The organism is Microcoleus sp. AT9b-C3, from assembly GCF_036705485.1.
Classification (GTDB): Bacteria; Cyanobacteriota; Cyanobacteriia; order Cyanobacteriales; family Microcoleaceae; genus Microcoleus.
This window is the reverse complement of the sequence record NZ_JAUBUR010000053.1, coordinates 12,304-35,333: the sequence shown is the minus strand read 5'-3', so window position 1 is coordinate 35,333 and position 23,030 is coordinate 12,304. Positions and strand designations below refer to the sequence as shown.

At 49.2% G+C, this 23,030-nt stretch carries 11 protein-coding genes and 1 pseudogene; 6 read left to right on the top strand and 6 right to left on the bottom strand.

What is annotated here, in order from left to right:
• The 3 genes from QUB77_RS28975 to QUB77_RS28965 all read right to left on the bottom strand — a co-directional run.
• Positions 1-2,450: DUF4347 domain-containing protein (locus tag QUB77_RS28975; protein WP_333180356.1), on the bottom strand; the 2,450-nt coding region annotated here is incomplete at its 3' end.
• Positions 2,451-3,221: 771 nt separating this feature from the next.
• Positions 3,222-3,626, bottom strand: a complete 405-nt coding sequence (locus tag QUB77_RS28970) for a hypothetical protein (RefSeq protein WP_333180357.1) — start codon at positions 3,624-3,626, stop codon at positions 3,222-3,224.
• 360 nt (positions 3,627-3,986) lie between these two features.
• Positions 3,987-5,474: a hypothetical protein gene (locus QUB77_RS28965; RefSeq protein WP_333180358.1), complete on the bottom strand. Its 1,488-nt coding sequence runs from the start codon at positions 5,472-5,474 to the stop codon at positions 3,987-3,989.
• A gap of 74 nt (positions 5,475-5,548) precedes the next feature.
• On the opposite strand from QUB77_RS28965, the gene QUB77_RS28960 reads away from it, so the two are divergent.
• Both QUB77_RS28960 and QUB77_RS28955 read left to right on the top strand, forming a co-directional pair.
• Positions 5,549-7,210, top strand: a complete 1,662-nt coding sequence (locus tag QUB77_RS28960) for a glycosyltransferase family 39 protein (RefSeq protein WP_333180359.1) — start codon at positions 5,549-5,551, stop codon at positions 7,208-7,210.
• 484 nt (positions 7,211-7,694) lie between these two features.
• Positions 7,695-7,913 (top strand): annotated as a pseudogene (locus tag QUB77_RS28955) (IS701 family transposase); the annotation flags it as partial.
• 9 nt (positions 7,914-7,922) lie between these two features.
• On the opposite strand, the gene QUB77_RS28950 reads toward QUB77_RS28955, so the two are convergent.
• From QUB77_RS28950 to QUB77_RS28940, 3 genes are all read right to left on the bottom strand, one after another.
• Entirely contained in the window at positions 7,923-8,819 is an 897-nt protein-coding gene (locus QUB77_RS28950; protein ID WP_333180360.1) for a CoA-binding protein, read from the bottom strand.
• Between the two features lie 83 nt (positions 8,820-8,902).
• Positions 8,903-10,132, bottom strand: a complete 1,230-nt coding sequence (locus QUB77_RS28945) for a succinate--CoA ligase subunit beta (protein WP_333180361.1) — start codon at positions 10,130-10,132, stop codon at positions 8,903-8,905.
• A 336-nt stretch (positions 10,133-10,468) separates the two neighbouring features.
• Positions 10,469-11,986, bottom strand: a complete 1,518-nt coding sequence (locus QUB77_RS28940) for a glycosyltransferase family 2 protein (protein ID WP_333180362.1) — start codon at positions 11,984-11,986, stop codon at positions 10,469-10,471.
• 383 nt (positions 11,987-12,369) lie between these two features.
• Here QUB77_RS28940 and ebsA point away from each other — a divergent pair, with 383 nt between their 5' ends.
• The 4 genes from ebsA (at position 12,370) to QUB77_RS28920 (ending at position 23,028) form a co-directional block, all read left to right on the top strand.
• Positions 12,370-12,744, top strand: a complete 375-nt coding sequence (gene ebsA / locus QUB77_RS28935) for a type IV pilus biogenesis protein EbsA (RefSeq protein WP_006634686.1) — start codon at positions 12,370-12,372, stop codon at positions 12,742-12,744.
• A 984-nt stretch (positions 12,745-13,728) separates the two neighbouring features.
• A complete protein-coding gene (locus QUB77_RS28930) occupies positions 13,729-20,346 on the top strand; it encodes a DUF4347 domain-containing protein (RefSeq protein ID WP_333180363.1) in 6,618 nt (2,205 codons plus the stop codon).
• An 802-nt stretch (positions 20,347-21,148) separates the two neighbouring features.
• The gene (locus QUB77_RS28925; RefSeq protein ID WP_333180374.1) at positions 21,149-22,246 is read left to right on the top strand and encodes a phosphotransacetylase family protein; all 1,098 of its coding nucleotides are present in this window, start codon (positions 21,149-21,151) and stop codon (positions 22,244-22,246) included.
• Between the two features lie 278 nt (positions 22,247-22,524).
• Positions 22,525-23,028, top strand: a complete 504-nt coding sequence (locus QUB77_RS28920) for a hypothetical protein (protein ID WP_039887610.1) — start codon at positions 22,525-22,527, stop codon at positions 23,026-23,028.
• Positions 23,029-23,030: the final 2 nt, after the last annotated feature.

Here is a 23,030-nt window from a genome sequence, read left to right as displayed (position 1 = left end):
GGAGTCGGCGCCGGTGCGGGTGTCGGAGTCGGCGCCGGTGCGGGTGTCGGAGTTGGCGCCGGTGCGGGTGTCGGAGTCGGCGCCGGTGCGGGTGTCGGAGTCGGCGCCGGTGCGGGTGTCGGAGTTGGCGCCGGTGCGGGTGTCGGAGTCGGCGCCGGTGCGGGTGTCGGAGTCGGCGCCGGTGCGGGTGTCGGAGTTGGCGCCGGTGCGGGTGTCGGAGTCGGCGCCGGTGCGGGTGTCGGAGTCGGCGCCGGTGCGGGTGTCGGAGTTGGCGCCGGTGCGGGTGTCGGAGTTGGCGCCGGTGCGGGTGTCGGAGTCGGCACTGGGACGACACTACCTCCCAATTCAAAAGAGCCGCTGTCCACGATCGCACCTGCAATGCTGTCGCCATCTTGAGGGCGAGTCACACCGCGCTGATCCGTAGCGGGTGCGCCCGTGGCAATCCCTTTATCAATTGCCGGACTTCCTGCCAGCAGCGGTCTGACTAAAGCGCCGTTGAGGTTTTGCAAAGGGCCGAGTAAAGGGTCTACGATCGTAATACTTGCCGTCGCATTGAAATCGCTTCCGTCATTGGGGTTTTTGGCCGGCCACTGAAAATTCCCTCCCCCATCGCTATATTGGGCGGTGACGTGTTGTTGAATGCCCCAAGGGTTTCCTCCGTTAGCCGCTGTATTGTTGGAAAGAATCGTGTTTTTGAGGGTGACATTATTGGCAGCGGCGAAGATACCTCCACCAACCCAGCCTGCTGAATTATCGGCGATCGTCGTGTTGAGAATGGTTGTGGGTGCACCCAGGGTCATTGCACCGCCGAGTTTGTTGAAATCACCAGCAGCAAACGCCGTGGAGTTGCCAGAAAACGTACTGTTAGTAATCGTAGCAGGGGCATTGCGCGTCCACAGCCCGCCACCTTGATTGCCGGCTTTGTTGCCCGCAAAGGTGGTGCTGGTAATGGTCAATCCCTGGTTGGTGCTGTTGCTCAAAACCGTTACCCCACCACCGTTTCCAGCATTTCCACCGTTGGGTAGCGGCAGAATTTCGTTATTTTGGAAGGTGCTCTTTTCCAAAATTACATTGTCTTGGCTGCCGGTGAACAGATAAGCTGCGCCTCCTTCACCTCGCCCTTTGTTGTCTTGAAATACGCTATTGGTAATCTTAATTGTGCCGGAAGCTTCGCTCGGATTGCTGGCTCTGTCTGTGTAAACTGCGCCGCCAAAACCCCTTAAAAACGCATTATTTTGGCCTGTTGCGTAAACGGCTGCGGTGGTATCGTTGCCGATGAATCGGGAGTTGTCAATTGTCAGCTTACCTTGAAGGCTGTTAATTGCCCCGCCGTTAATTCCTTTGTTGTTGGTGAAGTCGCTGTTGGTGACTGTAAAAGTTTTGAAACTCAAAAAGCCGATCGCACCTGCACCGCGTTCATCGTTAGCTGCCGTGGCTACGTTGCCGTTGAATTTACTGTTGGTAACAGTCAGGGTATTGTTGAAATTACCGAAAATTGCGCCACCGCCTTTATCGGCGACGTTGTTGTTGAACTGAACATTGTCTACTGTGAGGTTTACTTCGTCGGTTGTGCCGATCGCGCCACCTCGCTCAGCCGTTTTGCCGTTAGTAATAATCAGGTTTTTGACCGCAAAAGTGGTAGCAGTCACCACGTTGGCATTGACAAAAAAGGCGCGGGATGCGTTGTTGCCACTGATAGTTAAACCTGCTGCTGCTGCACCGTCAATGGTGATGTTTTTGCCAGCGGGAATATCGAGTTGACCGCTGGTGAGGGTAATAGTTTGGTTGGCTAAACCTGGAGCGAAGGTAATGATATCCCCGGCAACAGCGGTGGCGATCGCAGCCCTTAATGAACCGGGCCCGCTATCGTTATTGTTAGCTACTACGATCGTAGCTAAATTACCTGGGTAACTTGCCATCGCATCGGCTCGCAAGGCTAAGTCAGATTCAATTTGACCCGTAGCAAATTCTAAATTCCAGTCGCCACCGCTGCCGGTTGTGTTGGTGGATGCCGCAACGTCAGCCCCGGTTAATTCACTGAAGCGATCGACGAAATTAGCACCTGTACCGCTTGCTACATCGCAGCCGTAGACAATGATGTCTGCTTCTGGGGCTAGTGAATTTTGCCACTTTTCCAACTGGCTTTTGTATTGCTCTATGTTATCTGAACCCAGAGCGGTGTTGCCTAATTGTAGGCTGCCAGAACTGCCGTGAGAAATAATGTGAACCGAGTCAATCGCCCCGTTAGTAGAGGCGTATTTTTCTATCTCAGAGCTGATTTGTTCGATGCCGTTTTTGGTGCTGTCGAGTATTACTACCTGCTGTCCCGGCAGCACTCCCGCTGCAATTGACTCGTAATCTTCTACGCCGGAGTCAATGAAGACTAAGGAGCGCAGTGGTCGTTTTTCAAAAGAAGATTGTGAGTTAACTTGAGCGAATGTAGAACTCATATTGGAGACTCCATTAAGGGCATTATTTAGTAGATACACCCCGGAGTTATCTCATCAGGCTTATTTGATTATATATTAACACCTAATTGAAAAGTTGTGTACTTTTTAAAATATTTTTATTGATTTATTTGGCTCTGCATTTGCCTGTTACCTATTGACCAAAAGGGGAATTGGAGCCTCTACCTATGGGAGTAGATCGCAAGATTAATCGGGAATGTTGAAATAAATCTAGGTTCTATTATCCATTTTTTTTTACCTTATTTTGCTAATAGTAGCCTGAGTTGAGGAATGCGGAAATAGTGGAGGTAATTCACCCCCGAATACCTCTTCTTATATTTAGTAGTTTTTATTTGAGTGTGAGTTTTTATGTATAGGCACAATCCACTAAAGTTTCCCTAGCTGTATTTCATCCAAGGGAAAACTGAATTATGTAGATTTTGAAGAATTCTATATGGCTTGAAGCTGCTAGATTTGGGATACACCCAACTACTAATTTCCCAGAATTTTGGTCGTATTTACTAACAGTCAAAACGGTCTGATATTAAGTGGGAACCAATCGCTGGGAATGAATTGACTTATCGGCTAGTACGGACACTGTGAGGACTGCCCACCTCACTACAAACGTGATTCAAATTATTCAGCGAATTGATATGATTGGAGATTGAGTCAGATCTAATCGTTGATTTCGATCGCGCCTGCGTCACTAATTACAATTGTATTCGGGCCCAGTCGCGCTCGCTACGTTCCACACCCTCCATTAAATTACTCTCCTTAATTAGCAAACAGTCGATCGCGCCCACCGCCGTTGCTGAGTGTATCACTATCTCGATCGGCATAACACGAACGAAGTCCGGTGTTTTGAGTCAGAGAACTATGCGATTTGGGCAATTGACTTTTGTATGGTTCAAAGTAATCTGAACTGAGGATAACAAAGCCTAATTGCAGTTTGCCGGAGTTGTCGCCAAAAGTTGTGCGAACTTTGTCAATCTCTCTAAGGATAGAGGCATATTTTTGAAGTGCCGAGGTAAATATCTCGATGCAGTCAGATTCGCCAGCCAAATTTCTGGAAACAAAATATCCACCTTCATTGATGCTGGAGTCCTTGAATACAAAGCTTTTGGATGGGGGGTTTGCGTATTCCAAGGCGGGAGTCGTTTCCCTTAAAGAAGTCAACATATTCCGTCCTCCAAAAGTGTGTTTAGCGGTAGATACAGCCTTGGATTCAGAGCTTCTGAAAGTGCCAGCGACCTTGTTTATTTCGCCCATTCTTATGTAACCTATCTATTAGTTTGCCCTATTTCTGCGGGACTGCCATCCGCGATCGCACGGAATTTATATTCTGCGTGTTTTCCCTTAGTTCCGGCAAACGCGCAATTACCTATCGATCCGGTATCCTATCCGTGATCCCACTTTCAAAAAAGAATCCAAATCTAAGCCGGTGCTTCAAACCTCGATAGTCTTCAGTCATTCCCCCATCTAAAATCTAAAATCTAAAAGGGTATGACAGTTAGTAGATTGGCCTGGCAACTGCACCCCTCAAGATTCTGTGGAAGATGGCGGTTTTTTCCCTGCATTGCGAATATTAATAATCTTGTTGAGCGCCTCAAACCAAAAAGCAGCCCCCATAGAAATAGCTACGCCGCTCAATATCCAACCAAACACTCTTGCCATCAAAGCCGGCCACAATAAATTCCCCTGCTTATCTCGTTCTAAGCTGTTCTGCTCGCTCCATCCAAAAGGCAAAGCTACCTGATCCAAAGCTCGATCGACATCCTGTTGAACTTTTGTCAGACTGGTTAAATTATTTGATTTAGTCTTAGCATTATTTACCACCAACTGCTCAGCGTACAAATTAACAGTCGATCGCAACATCGAATCCTTCGACAACCGATTAATAATATGAATGGTATCAGCATTAGCAGCGACAGCGATCGCAGTTCCGAGCAAAATCGCCACCCCTCTAGCATTCCGCTTATAAACACCAGAAGCACGCTCCATCGATTGGTCAAACCAAATTTCAATTTCTTTCTGAAACCGCTGCAACTGTTCTTGAGTATCTCCGCCGCTTTTTTCAGCGCGCTGCGCTAAAATATAAAGGCTGCGTTTCAAAGATTCTGGCATACTGTCCAAGGTTTCTTTAATTTGTTGATAAATCGGACTCTCCTCTTGGATATCCATAATTTCTGCTACCGTATCTTGACTTTTTTTAACAGTATTTAACAGATTGCTGAAACTCGGTTGCAGTTGCCCCAGCAGCGCCCCTCGTTCATTTCTGCTGTCAAAACGAGCCTTCACAAATGCCATTTGCCTCTGAAATTCTCTCCCTGCTAGTTCGGTTTCTGGTAGATAAACCTGAGAATCCTTAATATAAAATCCTAGCTTTTCCGACATCCGATCTAAGCTGTTATTCAAAGTTGCCAAATTGTTGTGATAATCTTCAACAACTCGATTGAACTCCGCAGTCAGCCACCTCAATTCTTGCTCAATAATCGGTTTAGTATCATCCGGCAAACTCAGATTTTCTCCAATCTGTTGAATTTGTGCTAATTGTAAATCTTTAAATCTTTCCAATCGGGTTTTAGAGATAGAGCTGAGCAAACTAGAAACCTTTAAAGTCTCCAAAAGGCTAGCAGAAAAACACTCGGCTGGAATATAAGAAGGCCCACTAGATTTATTGCCGAAAACATTTTTAGTACCAGTAACTCCGTGGTAAAAATCCCCCATGCGGTGCGTAACAGAGCGGAATCCCTCTGATAAAAGCCCTTTCGCTCCCTGATTCAAATCCTTGATAATCGGATTGGCGTAAATCGCATGAGCCAAGTGTCCAACTCTCTTAAGTTGCAGGGGATCTTTCGCGCCTTCGCTGCCTCCAGAAATGAGCACTTCGATCGACTTCTTTAAATGTTCCGCCCGCCACTGCCAAACAGTAGCAATCAGTTCCTGAATTTCCGAAGCTAGCAAGCTTAAAGTCAGGTAGATAAAGACTAAGCCAATGATAATATCTATAATTACAGGCAAGTTCATGGTATTTTCCTAGTCGCAAATAACTGCTGTCTAAGTTTACCTTCAGTTTGGGACGCTCAAAACTCTCTTAACTTATGTCAGAAATCTTTGCATTCCTGGGCCACAAACTGAAAAATCGCTGGAATGACAGCTTGACAGACAAAGTGTGGATGCTGGCTTTTCTGTTGGCTGCAGTGCTGATTTTCGGGCTGAATCTGGGGGGCGTGGCTTTGCGGGATTGGGATGAAGGCATTGCAGCGCAGGTAAGTCGCGAAATTTGGCGGGGCAACTTAAATTGGCTGTATCCGACGATCGACTCTATGCCTTATTTCAACAAACCGCCGCTGGTACACTGGCTAATCGGGCTGTGCTTTGCAGCAGGCGGTGTCAGCGAATTGACGGCGAGGTTGGTACCGGCGATGCTGACAGCCACTTCAGTGCCCTTGCTTTACGCCATTGGCAGGGAGTTGTTTCCTCCGCGCTCGATCGCCATTTTTTCTGCCTTCGTTTATCTGACGCTGTTACCGGTGGTGCGGCATGGACGTTTGGCGATGTTGGATGGGGCGGTTTTGTGTTTTTTGCTGGTGGCGATGTGGTGTTTGCTGCGATCGCGCCGAGATTTGCGCTACGCTTTGGGCGCGGGGATTGGGTTCGGACTCATTTGCCTGGCTAAGGGCGTGATGTTGGGGCTGCTGCTGGGTGGGATGGGCTGTATTTTTTTGGTTTGGGATACCCCGCGACTCCTCACTTCTGCGTATCTGTGGGGCGGATTGGCGATCGGAACTTTGCCAGTAGCTGCTTGGTATTTTGCCCAATGGCTGCACTACGGCCAATATTTCATCCACGCTAATTTAGTTAACGAATCTTTCCGGCGGATTTCGGAACCTGTGAGCAGTCACAAAGGCCCGCCCTGGTATTATATTTTAGAAATTTTAAAATTAGCTTGGCCGTGGCAGTTATTTTGGCTACAAGGGCTACGTTTGAGTTGGGAAAATCGCAATTTTCCAGGGCCAAAATTAGTATTGGTTTGGACAGGAGTATATCTGCTGGCTATTTCTGTGATGACTACTAAATTGCCGTGGTATGTTTTGCCAATTTATCCAGCTTTTGCTCTGGCTGTTGGTAGTTATCTCGCTGAAGTTTGGGAGCAACTGTGGCTGCCGCCAGAACCAGTCAAAGAGGAAGCAGAAGAACGTTTTGATGCTATTTCTTTGTTGCCTCATCCCGCAATTTTGGCAGTGCTGGGTGTAGTTGGTATTGTCGGCTGCATTTACTTCAGTGGCTTAGTGCAAATTGGGAAATACATTGTGCCGATGGAACGAGATTTGCAGTTAATGCTGATGTTTGTAGGTTTGACAATGACAATGGCGGCCGTGTTGCTGCACCGCAAAGACCGGCAGTTTATATTAGTTTTAATTTGGGGAACTTACCTGACGCTATTGGTATTGGTGGCTTCTGATAACTGGGTTTGGGAACTGGCGGAGGATTATCCCGTTAAGCCGATCGCCGAAATTGTCCGCACAGGAACTCCGGCCGGTCAACAAGTGTTTACTTCTCACCGCTTGGGCCGTCCATCGCTGAATTTTTACAGTCAACGCCAAGTTATTGTCGCCGACGCGCCGACGCTCAAAAAGAAATGGCAAACTCTTCCTCAACCTTATTTTCTGTTAGAAAAACCAGTTTTAAAACATTTAGGTTTGCAGAATGCTGAGATTGTCAAAACAGCGGACGATTGGGTTTTGGTAACTAAAAAGTAAGTTAGGGACATCCAATCAGCGTCTGTCCCAACGGGAGCATCTCATATTTGTAAAAACACTTCTTCTTCCTCCTTCCTTCTTCCTTCTTCCTCTTTCCTCCTGACTCCTGACTCCTGACTCCTAACTCCAATTTATAGCTTGGCTGCTTTCATTGAGATGCTCCCTGTCTCAACCTGTTGGGGATAGCCTCCCGCATCTCAGTAAGTGGTTGATCGATATTGTTTACAGTACCGCTTGATTTTGGACGAGTTTTTTATTTGGTAGTCCCTTAATTTATCTTGCCATTGTATAGCAATCCTAAATCATTTGTGCATTTCTTACTCCCTCCCCTTGATAAGGGGAGGGTTGGGGTGGGGCTGTTTCATTCTCAGGAAAATCACGGTTTTGTAGGGGTAGTTTCCCCGTGCCAACCCCCCCACCGACGATCAAATGGGCCTTGCAAGCATCGGGGCAACGACGGGGGTTTGTCCCGGAGCGAGAATGAAACAGCCCTGGGTATGTAATGAGTAAATTTCCCAACATTACACCCAGAGAAGTAGGTAATTTTTATGGTTTAAGAACTTGGGTAGAATATGGTTTGAAGCAAAGTAAAAACGAATTAGGATGGGCAGATTTTCGCTGAACTAATTATCCACAAATATAAAAATGGTGGGAAATTATTTTTAGCGCTTATTTGATGGTTAGTCTCCACTCTGAACAACTCCCAAAGCAATCAATTTTTCTTTAGCAATTTTTTGAGCAACTTAGGAATCTCTGAAGGTCGAGCCGCCACAGGTATGTCCGCCTCTTCAAAGGCAGCCATTTTGTTTGGGGCCGTAACTCCAAAGGCTTTCTGGGCAGCGGCCCGAGAACTGATCAGGATGCCGGCGTGGCCCAAAGACGGCCCCTTGGGAGCGTAGCGGCCGGCCAGATAAGCAACCACGGGTTTGTCGATCGCCGAGGCGATGTAAGAAGCAGCAGCTTGTTCACTCCATCCGCCAACCTCCCCTACCAAAACCATCGCTTCGGTACTGTCGTCTTCGTCCAAAAGTTGCAGCCACTGCATAAAAGAAGAACCGACAATCGCGTCGCAGCCAATACAAACCGCCATCGACTGTCCCAACCCAGCCTGCGTTAGTTCTAGGGCAACTTCGTAAGTCAAAGTGCTGCTGCGGCTGATCACTCCCACGGGGCCGGGAGTGTAAAATTCCTTGGGGTGAGTTCCCAGCAGCAGTTTGTCGGGCACAATAATCCCCGGACTGTTGGGCCCGATTACCAAAGTTTCGGTGGCTTCTGCTTTTCTCACTAAGTGCACCATATCCAGAGGGGGCACTCCCCCAGTAACGATCGCGATTTGCCGAATTCCTCCGGCGATCGCTTCTAAAGCAGCATCCAGCACCGAGTAAGCATCTACCAAAATTACCGCAGTGTCAACGTGACCCACTGCCGCCACTGCTTGTTCTACCAAATCAAAAATCGGAATTCCCTCCACTTCCAGCCCCCCCCGACCGGGACTAACACCGGCGACTACATTCGTGCCGTATGCTTTCATCATCAGGGCGGCGCGGGTGGACGCGGGAGATTCTGTAATGCCCTGTACTAGGACTTTGCTTTCAGGAGTTAAATTCATTTTTTCCCACTTGACACTCGATCTGTAAAAAGCAGAAGGCCTTCATCTGTACAGAAATTTCATTTTTTGCCGATCGACTGCCGCTACTTGGCGGAGGATACAGAAGCGGCCGCGGCCTCATCCAAAGTGCTAGCTAGCTGCACCGGCAACTGTCCCAAACGCTTTTTAACAGCATCAGCATCGATCTCTACCAGCCTCAGCACCACTTGGATGTGGCGGTTAGCGCGAGCTTTCCGTTCCAAATAGCCGGCTACTGCAGCGATTATTTCCTCGGTTTTGGAGGCGCTGCCCAAAATATTTACAAGTATCACCTTAACGCTTTTATCCTGAGCGACTAACTCCAGACCCAACTCCGCGCGATCGCGCAGGGCATTTGCTGCATCGTAGCGGTCTAGGGAACCAATATTCACAAAATTAGCTGGTTTTCCTCCTTGGTGGGTTACAGCATCTAGAGTTGCCATTGTCAGGCCCACTCCGTTGCACAAAATCGCGATATTCCCGTCTAGTTCGATTAATTGCAGGGATTCGGAATTGGAGATTGGGGATTTAGATTTGGGGTCAAACTCCGGCGACTGCTGAACCTTCGAGTGGGAATGGGGGCGATCGCCCCCAGCATGGGGACTTCTTCTTTCCCGTGCCAACCCGCTGCTTTGCCTCTTGCCTGAGAGTGTGGCCAAATCTGGATGTCGCCCCAAGGCATCGTTGTTGGCGGTGACTTTACCGTCTAAAGCCATTACCTCTCCCGTGGGACTGATGCCGAGAGGATTGATTTCTACTAAATCTAAATCTTTTTCGACAAACAGCCGGTACATTTTCTCGACAATAGTGCTCACCGATTGAATCAAGTCTCCCTGCAATCCCATTTTCAGCGTGAGACGCCTCGCGTAGAATGGGGAAAATTCTTGATCTACGGCAACTTGCTGCATTTGCTCGATCGACCCTTCGACATCCATACCTCCTTGTCTCGAACCCAGAAGCACCGGGCGGCGGGCTACCGGGTCTAGGAGTACCGCTAAGTACAATTCTTGGTCAGCGTTGTACTTTGCTTCTGCCAGTAGAACTTGGGGATATTCATCCTCGATCGGCAAATTAAAAATTGTTTGAGCGGCAGCTACTGCATCGATCGTATTTTCCACAAACTTGATACCGCCCGCCCGGCCCCGTCCCCCAGCCCGCACTTGCGATTTGAGTACAACGGGGTAGGGAATTTTCAGTCCTTTGAGGTCGGCGGGATTGTCAATCCGCTGCGACGGCAAAATCGGAATTGCCATCTGGCGAAATAAAGATTTAGCTTGGTACTCTAACAAATCCATTATCAATTACGGGTGACGGGTAGTTGGCAACAAGCAATTCGTCCTAATTGGCAATTCATAATTAATAGATAGTAATTGGTTTTTTGTCAAGTTAAAAGTTAAAAATTATCGCTTTTATCTTTTAATTTTCGACTTTTGTATGGCCGATTACTGATTCGCTATTACCGCTCGCCGATTCCCTATTACCTAAGCTGTTTCCAAGTGTTTTTTTCTCGGAATTGCCAAATTTTACTCTTAGGATATGGCGGGGAGGTATTTGGCGAGCGTCGGTGTTTTTTGCCTCGGAAAATCTTCGGACGTTCGGCGATACTGTGCCTAGATCTTTCTGCGAATTGTTTAGTTGATGCTATTAGCAGCACCTTGATGGACGGTTTTGACCCATTTGAGCCGCTTGGGTCGTACCGCAATCCGAGCCGTCACAGTCCCTACCAGCAGCCAGTGGAACATATACACAGTACCCCGCAGCGTTTGCAGCAAGGTGACAAAAACTCGCCTTACGTCAAATTTGGTCTCTTTGCGAGTGCGGCGCAAACCGACAAACATTCCCACCACCGACAATGTAAGGGTCATAAAAGTTATGGGACTGGCGATCGGCATCCGGCGCAGCGCAATTGACATCACAAAGTCGGGTACCGCTACTGTTGGTAAGAAATATTGAGATACCCAAAATCCAAATAAATCCCAAGTTTTCCCAGTTCCCATGCGGTTCCGCAAAATTAGCCGCCAGTAGTCAAGATAACGCTGATAGCCACCTTCTGCCCAGCGATTGCGCTGGTGCCACAGAGCGCGAGCGTTAGTGACTCCTTCTTCTGAGACGGCTGGGAAAGCGAGAAATTCAATGTCCCATCGGTTTAGGTGCAGCCTCACCGTCAAATCTAGGTCGTCGGTAATCGTCTCCTCGTTCCAGCCTCCGCAGCTTTCCAAGGCGGTGCGACGCATGAATTGGCCGTTACCGCGCAATTCTCCAATGCCGCCGATCGCAATCCGCTGCTGCTGGAAAAAACTGTCGAGAGCCATTTCTGCTTCTTGGCCACGAGTCCAAAAATTTACCGAAGCATTGGCGATGGCTTTTCTGACTTGCACAGCCCCTACTTTTTCTCCATGGAACACTGGCAGCACCCGGCGCAGCAAGTCTGGCGTTACCGTCGCGTCGGCGTCAAATATTCCGACAAATTCCCCGCGAGTCAGTGGTAACACTTGATTCAGGGCTCCCGACTTGCCGCCGCTGGCATTTGCTCCTCTGCGAAATATTTTGAGCTGGGGGTACTTTTTGGTTAGCTGTTCCAATACTAGCGGCGTGGTGTCGCTGCTGTGATCGTCGATCGCCCAAACTTCGTAGCGGTCGATCGGATAATCTACATTGCAGATGGATTCTACGAATCGGGCAATCACCGCTTCCTCATTTTTCGCAGCCACCAGCAGCGACACGTAAGGCCAATCCTCTCGACTTTCATCGGCAAGAGGTGGCAGTGCGGGCTTGGGTTCCGCAAACAAGACTCGAAATGCTTGCATCCACAGCAGTCCCGTCAACCCCCACACTACCCACGCACCCCAAGAAATCAAGTGCAGGGCGATCGTGCCGGCCCAAATCGCAGTCAGCACTGCGGCAGCTTTTCCGCGCCGTCCCCGGTACAGATTTTGAGGAAAAGAGGGAGTTCCCGGCACAGACACCGCCACCGGGAGCTCTGATGAAGTTTCCGCGTCAAACACCCTGTCGCCAATGTCTGGTATAGCAAATACTTTGCTGAGCTTCGAGTTCGAGGTCAAACTCTTGAGCTCTTCTTGAGCTAAATCAGAGATGTCCAAGTTAAGCTCGCTGCGAGCGTCGTTTTCTGGCCAAGAACTCTCCTGCATAGGTTACTTGATTCAACCACCAATAGTTTTTGATTTTAGATATAAGCATCTACTGTATCAGTTTCTGGACTTTTGTCGAAAGCGGACGCTTGCAGGGCACCGCAGGAGAACCTGTTGCTGGTACGGCCCTGGTAAACCGGCACTGCATAAAGTATTTGGCTTTACCCGCAAATGGATACAACCCTCCAGACTTCAGTTGTTAGCCACCCCAAATTTTAAACTCCCCTTCTTGCTGGCAGATTCATCTTTTGTGCTGTAAATCTAAAATCTAAAATCTAAAATCTAAAATCGACTGACTTTTGCTTGCGATCGACCAGGAATATCTGTTAGTTTTTTCTGGGGATCTAAACTATCTGTTAGTAATAATTGTCTGAGGTGGAAATATGTCTATTCCTCAACTCAAGCCAGCCGATGACAAAGAAGTGAAAGTCTACGCGCCTTTCTGTCAAGAGCCCAGGCGCAAGTTTTTACCGCACGCTATTGGTCTCTACAAGCTCAAAAGCTTGGAGGGGGCAAGAAAAATTGACGGTGGGGAGAGCGTGCCGTTTGTCGCTAGTTGGAATATCTCGTCGCTGCCGATCGATTTAACCCGCTGTCGGGTGTTGTTTGACGGCAATGCTGAACTCAGCTACGAAGTGACTATGCAAAGCTCTGAGTTTGTTAGTTGCTTAATTGAGGTACTCCTGACTTTTCAGCGAACTCGTACTGTCGATTTTTCTAAAACGTTTTACCGCAAGCTGATGCGAATGGATGAATAACTTTCACCGCAGCCGCACTCCCGAAAGTCCGCCATTGACAATCAAGCAATTTAATCCGGGGCCCCCGGATTGATTCGCGGATCGAGAAAAAAGCTCCTCGTTCCCCATCGCCAGCCCCCGGATTTATCAGTGGGGTCGCTTTCTTCAATCTAAAATCTAAAATCTAAAATCTAAAATCGATTGACGGGCGCTATAACTGGCGCACCAATAGTGTAACGCCTCGACGGCAACATTACATGATTGGTGCGCCAGCCCTATTTGAGAAGCGGAAATAATAAGTGAGTTGTTGGATCATTCTCAATAGTCCCTTTGGGGGTCAGCACTTATCCCCATTCCTAAAGTAAATCTACCGTATTTTTCAGTTGAGCGTGATACAGATTTCGCGTAGGGACTCAGGCTTTCCCTGAGTCCCTACCTATATTTCATCCAATTGAAAACTGTTGTATTTGTTGTGGAACAAGCGCAAAAGCCTATTTCGGACAGGGGTGCAAGATGTGAGGTAAGACACATTTACCGGACCAAACTCCGAACTTTTTTCATGTATTAATTTTTGTAAAAAACCTCAGCAATATTACTGAGATATGTGAGAATGACAACTAAATTAGGATGAGTTAATTTCTACGAAAATAGATTAAATAATCCCACCTGTCATCAGCAAGAATTTTAAGTAATCTTGCGATCGAATGGATTTAATATAAGTCCTGATTTTTTTTGTTCGGGGTGCTCTGAGACAATTTCTCAACCGCCATTAGGGCGATCGTACTGTCATGCTTAAATTTTGCAAGTAAGCCGCTGAAAGCCGAATTAAATTATAGCAATTCCTTCTAGCCCCTATTTAGCAAACACTTAAGTAGAAAAAAGTTAAATATCAGTTATTGTAATTACTCCTAAGTAATTTTGAGTAAGTGCATAACAGAGAGAACGCTACATATAAGATATTGTAGCTACAAATGAACATCTACCAATTTTGGCCAGAGGTATATTATGACTCCGCTCACCCACGAACTCTATACAGATTCTTTAATTAGCGATCGCCCGATCCAATTTACCATTGAAGACGCAGCAAATGTCGCCGCTGGTAGTGCAAAAGCTGCGGATTCTCAGCAGGCTGCCGGCACTTTGGGCACAGAAATTTCAGAGATTGTTTTTATAGACACAGCCGTTGCAGATTACCAAAGCTTAGTTGCAGGAGTCAAACCCGGAATCGCAACAGTTATCCTCGACTCGAACCAAGACGGTATTGCCCTGATTAGCGAGTATCTAGCCGGTTGTCAGGAGGTATCTGCACTGCACGTCATCTGCCACGGCAGTCCCGGCAGTTTGCTATTAGGCACAGCTCAATTAAGTTTAGATACTCTCAATGCTTACGCTAGCCAACTTCAAAAATGGGCCGCATCGCTGAGTGCAAAAGCAGAGATTTTGCTTTACGGTTGCAGTGTTGCAGCAGGCCGCGGTCAAGCATTCGTGGAGCAAATAAGCCACCTTACAAAAGCAAAAATCGCAGCTTCTACAACCCTGACAGGGAGTGCCGATTTAGGAGGAGATTGGCAGCTTCAAGAGACTGTAGGGGATATTGAAATACCTTTAGCCATTCGACCTGAAACGCTTGAAAATTATGCCTTTACCTTAGTTGACTTAACTACAGGAACAGGAGATGGAGCAGTTAGGGTAGGGGTAGATGCCTTTGGGTCTTTTGGCTCTAGTGTTTACGGGACAGGAACTTCAAATGCACAGTATGACCCGATCGGTGAAGCAACTGTCGCTGGAACCACCTATCTGTCTGGCGTGGCAATCAGAATTGGCAGTACCGACACTCGAACTTTTCTGACTACTGGCTCGATCCTCGGCAATTCAGGTGGAACTGCTCCTGTCATTACAAACTCAACTCCAACTACTGTTGAAAGCACGTTTACTTTCAATAGTCTTAACTTTGAACTAACTCAGACGGTAACAGACTTAATAATAGACGGGGTAAAGAAAGGCAGTATCTTAACTCAAAACTACAGAATTATCAACCCTGGAGCTGCATCAGTAGACTTTGAGTTAGTCCGTTATGTTGACGGCGACTTGAATTTTGACGGCAGTATTCAAGACACTGGCGGCCGCACTGTTTCAGGTACGCAAGAAATTCTGTTTGAAACTGACAGCGGAACAAACCCCGCAGTAACAGCGACCTTTTTGGGGATTACTGGTCTAGGGGGGTCAACTGCCTCGCCCGGGCGCTACGAAATTGATCAATACTCAGGGTTGCGAGACAGGATCATTGCCGGTACAGCGCTAGATGAGATCGTCACCGCCGACGACCTCGCCGACCCGGATCAATTCATCGACGGAACCCCATACGACCTGGCTTTGGCGCTGCGAAATACATTTTCTTTGCCACCGGGTCAGTCTACTGAATACACAACCACCACCATATTTGGGACGCTACCTCCAAGTGAATTAAGTGAGGCTCTCCCCATCCTCAACATCACGGCTATCGGTGGCATTGCCGAAGCTAGTACGACGACTCCCGGCACCTTCCGAATTACCCGCAGTGCCAGTCGCAGCACCAGCGAGCTGATAAATTTTAATGTAGCGGGGTCTGCCACCTTCAACACCGATTACGCTGCAAGCAGTACCGTTCCCAATATCTTGTTCGGCGCTAATAACGGATCAATTCTGTTTCCTGCTGGTAGTACGAGCGTCGATATCACCATCACTTCCATTGACGACAATATTTTTGATCCCAATGAAAATGTCGAACTCACCCTTGCCCCCAGCACCAACTACATTCTCGGTACTTCCAGGGCAGAGCTAGCGATCGCGGACAATGATACCAGAGGCATTGTTGTCACCTCAGAGCCTACAAACACCGCTCTGGCAGAAGGCGGCAGCCCTAATACTTACAGAGTAGCGCTCCGAAGCCAGCCCACCGAACTGGTAATCTTCACTCTTAAACCCGACACCCAGACAGACTTGGGGACGGGGGCGGGAAACCCCGTCAGCTTCAACTTTACTCCCAGCAACTGGAATGTCCCTCAAACTATCACTGTCCGAGCAGCTAACGATGCCTTAGCCGAAGGCCCTCACAGCAGCACGATTACCGGCAGTGTCACCAGTGGAGACGCTAATTACGACGGCGCTGTGCCCGTGACGCTGGACGGCACTGCTGTTGCCAATCTGACTGTGCCAATTACCGACAACGACACGCCACAGGTAAAAATTACGGAAACTGGCGGCAGCACCAAAATCGGCGAAGGCGGGGCTACCGATAACTATACAGCGGTGTTAACCACCCAGCCAGCAGCCGATGTTACTGTCACCGCCTCGCCAGACGCCCAAATCGACGTGGGGACTGGAGGCGGAAACCCGATCGCTCTTTCCTTTACTCCCGACAACTGGAACGTGCCTCAACTGGTGACTGTGCAAGCCGTGGACGATGGTGTAGCTCAAGGCACGCACTCCAGTACGATCGCACACCAAGTCACCAGTACAGACGCTCAATACGACCTGATTGCTACTGCCTCGGTTATTCCCCAAATTACCGACAACGATACCGCCGGAGTCACAATTACTCCTACCAGCACGACTGCTGCCGAAGGTGGCGCCACAGGCAGTTACAAGGTAGCGCTGACTAGCAAACCGACTGCGCCTGTTAATGTCAACTTCAACACGGGCATTCAAATCGATTCGATTTCCACATTTACTTTCACCTCAGATAACTGGAACCTACCGCAGATAGTCACGGTGAAAGCTACCGACGACAGTTTAGTCGAAGGGCTGCACACAGGTACGATCGACCACAGCATCGCCGCCGGTAGTGCGGCGGAATATCTGCCAGTTGCGATCGCCCCGGTAACAGTCAGCATCACCGATAACGATGTCGCTACTCCCAATACGCCCAGCATCACAATTACTCCTGCGAGCACTACTGCTGCCGAAGGCGGCGCGACAGACAGTTACACAGTCTCCCTCAACACTCAACCGACAGCTAACGTTACCGTCAATGTGGCTGCGGGCAGTCAAATAAATGCGATCGCTCCGCTCACTTTCACTCCGGCTAACTGGAATGCACCGCAAACAGTAACGGTGACAGCAACCGATGACACTGTTGTAGAAGGAAGCCACAGCGGTACGATCAATCACAGCGTCGCAGCAGGAAGCGCTGCCGAATACTTGCCAGTGGCGATCGCACCAGTTACTGTCACCATCGCCGACAACGACACAGCTACCTCGACGGCCGGGGTAAAAATTTCTCCCACAACTACTTATTCCGCAGAAGGCGGTGCCAATGGCAGTTACAGCGCGGTATTAACGGAGCAGCCTTCAAGTGACGTTACCGTCAGCTTCGCCACAGACAGTCAAATAGAAGCGATCGCCTCCTTCACCTTCACTGCGGCTAACTGGAACCTGCCTCAAACCGCCACTGTCAAAGCAACCGACGACTCCGCCGTAGAAGGAACGCACCTGAGTACGATCGCAGCCAGCGCTAGCAGCACGGATCTGGCTTACAACAATATCGGCATTTCTCCAGTCGATGTGTTGATTATCGACAACGACTCCCCTGGCATTGCCGTCACTCCTAACAGCACCAATGCAGCAGAAGGCGGTGTAGCAGGCAGCTACAACATTGTCCTTACCAAAGCGCCGACAGCTAACGTTACCGTCAATGTGGCTGCGGGCAGTCAAATAGATGCGATCGCTCCGCTCACTTTCACTCCGGCTAACTGGGATGTCCCGCAAACAGTAACGGTGACAGCCACCGACGACAGAATAGTGGAAGGAGGGCACAGCGACACGATCGATCACAGCGTCGCAGCAGGAAGCGCTGCCGAATACTTGCCAGTGGCGATCGCACCAGTTAGCGTCACCATCGCCGACAACGACACAGCTACTACTGTTGCTGCTGGCGTCACTGTTACCCAAACAGGCGGCAGCACCATAGTCGCCGAAGGTGGCGCAACCGACACCTATCAAGTAGCCCTCAACAGCCAGCCACAAAGTGACGTTAAAGTTAGCTTCGCGACAGACAATCAAATAGAAGCGATCGCCTCCTTCATCTTCACTTCGGCTAACTGGAACCTGCCTCAAACCGCCACTGTCAAAGCAACCGACGACTCCGCCGTAGAAGGAACGCACCTGAGTACGATCGCAGCCAGCGCTAGCAGCACGGATCTGGCTTACAACAATATCGGCATTTCTCCAGTCGATGTGTTGATTATCGACAACGACTCCCCTGGCATTGCCGTCACTCCTAACAGCACCAATGCAGCAGAAGGCGGTGTAGCAGGCAGCTACAACATTGTCCTTACCAAAGCGCCGACAGCTAACGTTACCGTCAATGTGGCTGCGGGCAATCAAATAGATGCGATCGCTCCGCTCACTTTCACTCCGGCTAACTGGGATGTCCCGCAAACAGTAACGGTGACAGCAACCGACGACACTGTTGTAGAAGGAGCGCACAGCGGGTTCATTCTTTCCAGCGTCGCAGCAGGAAGCGCTGCCGAATACTTGCCAGTGGCGATCGCACCAGTTACTGTCACCATCGCCGACAACGACACAGCTACCTCGACGGCCGGGGTAAAAATTTCTCCCACAACTACTTATTCCGCAGAAGGCGGTGCCAATGGCAGTTACAGCGCGGTATTAACGGAGCAGCCTTCAAGTGACGTTACCGTCAGCTTCGCCACAGACAGTCAAATAGAAGCGATCGCCTCCTTCACCTTCACCAACGCTAACTGGAACCTACCTCAAATCGCCACTGTCACAGCAACCGACGACTCCGCCGTAGAAGGAACGCACCTGAGTACGATCGCAGCCAGCGCTAGCAGCACGGATCTGGCTTACAACAATATCGGCATTTCTCCAGTCGATGTGTTGATTATCGACAACGACTCCCCTGGCATTGCCGTCACTCCTAACAGCACCAATGCAGCAGAAGGCGGTGTAGCAGGCAGCTACAACATTGTCCTTACCAAAGCGCCGACAGCTAACGTTACCGTCAATGTGGCTGCGGGCAGTCAAATAGATGCGATCGCTCCGCTCACTTTCACTCCGGCTAACTGGGATGTCCCGCAAACTGTCACCGTCAAAGCCACCGACGACACTGCTGTAGAAGGAAGCCACAGCGGCACGATAAATCACAGCGTCGCAGCAGGAAGCGCTGCCGAATACTTGCCAGTGGCGATCGCACCAGTTAGCGTCACCATCGCCGACAACGACATCTCTTCCCCGACACCAGCACCAGTCATCAACTTTTCGCCCAATATTATTGTGTCCACGCCCACACCAGCGCCGACACCAGCACCAGTCATCAACTTTTCGCCCAATATTATTGTGTCCACGCCCACACCAGCGCCGACACCGACACCAGCACCAGCGCCGACACCGACACCAGCCCCAACCCCAGCCCCAACTCCAGCCCCAACCCCTATCCCGGAACCAACTCCCGTCCCAACCCTGCCGCCAACTGAAGATCCAGATTGCATTTGCACGCAAATTACCTTACCGGAGATCAGTCCTCTTCACGGTTTCAATCTTGTTCAAAACAACCTGGTTGGTGGGGATACCAACGAGATCCTCGCTGGCACCAGTGACGGTGACGGCATCAACGGTTTGGGCGGAGACGATGTTCTGATCGGTTTGGCAGGCAACGACAACCTATTTGGCGGATTGATCAGCAACATTCCTGTTGGACTGCAGGTCGATCGCGACTTGCTGTTGGGCGGGCCCGGCGACGACTACCTTAACGGTCAAGCCGGCTACGACACCATGTTAGGCGGTAAGGGCAACGACGCTGCTTTCGGGGGCAAAGATAACGACCTGATATGGAGCGGACGGGGTTCTGACACTGTTATGGGCGAGGAGGGAAACGACAGCCTCTACGGTGGCACCAACAGCGAATCTGACCGCGATAGCGCCGGGAACGATTTGTTATTCGGTGCCAAGGGCAATGACTTCCTCTCCGGTCAGGATGCCTCTGATACCCTTTCTGGGGGTGACGGCAACGATACTGCGCGCGGTGGCAAGGGCAACGATGTAGTTTTAGGCGACTCGGGCAGCGAGTTGCTGTTCGGCGACCAAGGCAATGACTCTATCTGTGGCGGCGACGGGGATGACACGCTGTTTGGGGATATTGGCAGCCCTCTGCCTGTCGGCGTTGCTAGCGGTCAAGACCAAGTGTGTGGCGGTGCTGGCAATGACCTGCTGTTCGGCAATGAAGGCAGCGATACTATCAACGGTGATGCTGGCGACGATACGATTTTGGGAGGCAAAGACAGTGACAGCTTGGTCGGTGGCGCTGGCGACGACGTGCTGATTGGCGATGAGGGCAGCGATACTTTGCTCGGCGGCAGTGGACGTGACTTATTTGTCTTGACACCCGCACAAGGAAGTGATGTAATATCCGACTTCAGGAAAGGGGAAGATTTGCTGAGTTTAGCGGGGGGTTTGACCTTCACTCAACTGAGCATTAGCCAAGGCACAGACGGGGGAGATGCCAGTCCCACAACTTTCATCAGAATTGCTAATTCTGGAGAACTCTTGGCAGTTTTGAATGGGGTGCAAGCGAGTGCGATCGCGCCGTCCGATTTCGTTCAAATTTTGCGACTCGGTAGCTGAGAGGAAAGCGCTGTAGATCCGCCCAAGGAAAATCAATCTACAGCGCTTGAACTGCGTTCGGGCTAGCATCGCAATCAGCCCAAAGGCTGCGGAAATGCCAGCCCACGCCACCCGACAATTTATGTGTTTAGAACCTAGAAGCCTGATTTTAAGCAGCTTATTGCTCGCAGTGCCACCGCTCAGTTTGAACGCGGGCGATCGCACTAATAATTAATAACTAATAATACAACCTATCGCTTTTCAATTATCTGCAAAAATTTTCAGGCAAGCACCGGCCTTTATTCCTACAAAATACCTGTATGATAGCAATCATAACTGAGTCGTATTTTTTTACCCTACCCCAACGCTCCTCTTAGGAAGGGGAGGGGGTAAGAAATTCACAAATAATGCGAGGATTGCTATATACCAAACAAAAACTGCACCAAGCCCTGTCAATAGGTGTTTCTAGTAAAATCAACACTTATACCCTGTTATTCTAATTTTATAAAAGTCGATATTAATATCTAAGCTAGGTAATAAAAAAGGCTAAATTTTTTATAATTAAAATTGGTTTCCAAAGGAATCAATGGCGATAAAATATTATCAAATACGGTTGGTAAAACAAACAATTTAAAACCTGCTTTCCCAAAATCAAGTAAAAAGAATGGGAAGAAAAGGGTGGCGAATATGTGAATAATAATTTTCCGTAAGAAAACAAGCTGCCCAAAAGCGACAAAATCGAGTATAATTGTATTGCCAAATTGAGTCGCAGTTCACAAATACTGTAGAAAAAACTAAATTTATTGAAATAGACAGGTGCAAATTGAGGATTGAAGGCGTACCCAAATTGACTAAATATTTGCTGATCGGTTCCACAAAAGCTTACAGCGGCAAGTCTGCCATCGCCTTGGGGATGGCACTCGGACTCCGGGAAAAAGGAGTGGCCATCGCCTACGGCAAACCTCTGGGAACCTGTTTCAGCTCGCCAGGAGCTGGGATCGAGGAGGAAGACGTGCGGTTCGCGGTAGAGACGCTGAAGCTCTCAGAAAGTCAGATGCCGTCAACACTGCTGTATTTGGATGAAGAGACGGTTCACAAGCGTTTGCGGGGAGAAGACAAAACAGATTACCGCCAGTCTTTAGCGCAATATTTGCAAGCTCCCAGCGGAGACTTGGTGCTGTTAGAAGGCCCAGCTAATTTGGAGGAAGGCAGTCTGTTTGACTTGTCTTTGGCTCAAGTCGCTGAGGCAGTTGATGCTTCTGTGCTGTTGGTAGCCCGCCCGATCGATCTTTATATAGACGATTTGCTGTCTGCTAAACAGCGTTTGGGTTCGCGGTTGCTGGGCGTGGTACTTAATGACGTTCCCTCGGACAAACTCGAATCGGTAACGGCGACTGTGCGGCCTTTTCTGGAGGCTGCGGGTATTCCTGTTTTGGGAATGCTGCCGAGAAGTGCTTTGCTGCGAAGTGTCAGCGTCAAAGAATTGGTGCACCAATTGAAAGCTGATGTGCTGTGCCGTCGAGACCGTTTGGACTTGATGGTGGAAACCTTGACAATTGGCGCGATGAATGTTAGCTCTGCTCTGAAGTATTTCCGCAAAGCGAGAAATATGGCGGTGGTGACGGGGGGCGATCGCACGGACATTCAGCTCGCGGCTCTGGAGAGCTCGACTCAGTGCTTAATTTTGACAGGCCACTTGCCTCCTTCTCCCCTGGTGATTGGCAGGGCAGAAGAAATGGAAATTCCGGTTTTGTCTGTTGATTTGGATACCTTAACTACGGTAGAAATTATCGACAGCACCTTTGGCAGCGTGCGCCTGCACGAACGCATCAAGGTGGAATGCGTTACTCAGCTAATGGCAGAACATTTTGACCTTGATGGCATGATGGCATCTTTGGGTCTGAGCGATCGAGTCCATTAATAACAGAGCCGGAGCTGAGGGAAGAAGGTATTCGGCAGAGAAAACTTTTTGTTTAAATAAATAAAAAGCCAAAATTCTTAAATTCTCAATTTTTCTTGAATTCTACCTTGAGCTCCGGCTGCCGAATGTCTTCAGACATTCTGCCTTCTGGCTTCCTCAAATCTCCAGATCCTCTAGTCTGATCCCGTAAATCAGCAATTCTTAACTTCTTTTTGGCGGCAATGGCTAGTGAGTCTGCTAAAATCCACAACGTAGTTTTATTTAATTTAATAAATTCTTTGAGTCAATCAATTGAGCTACCCAGAGTAGATGATTTTTTACAAGAACTTGCGGCGATCCAGCAAACCAGCTCCAAGCGGATTGCTCTTTTGGGTTCTCGCCACGTTCCTATTACCCACCAGCAGCTAATTGAGATGCTGAGCTACGCCATAGTTCTGGGAGGCAATCAGCTCATCACTTCTGGCGCTACAGGCACCAATTCAGCCGCAATTCGGGGGGCAATGCGAGCAGATCCTAATCTGCTGACGGTGATTTTGCCACAAAGCATGAGTCGCCAGCCTCGGGAGTCTCGCGACCAACTCGAACAAGTGATACATTTGGTAGAAAATCCCAAAAATGATAGCTTGTCTCTCCCGGAAGCAAGCGCCATGTGCAATCAGGAGATTATTTCTCGCTGCCAGCAACTGATATGTTTTGCTTTTCACGAAAGCCACACTTTGCTGAAAACTTGCCAGGATGCGGAGGAACAGCGCAAGGTAGTTACTCTGTTCTATTTTGATTGAAC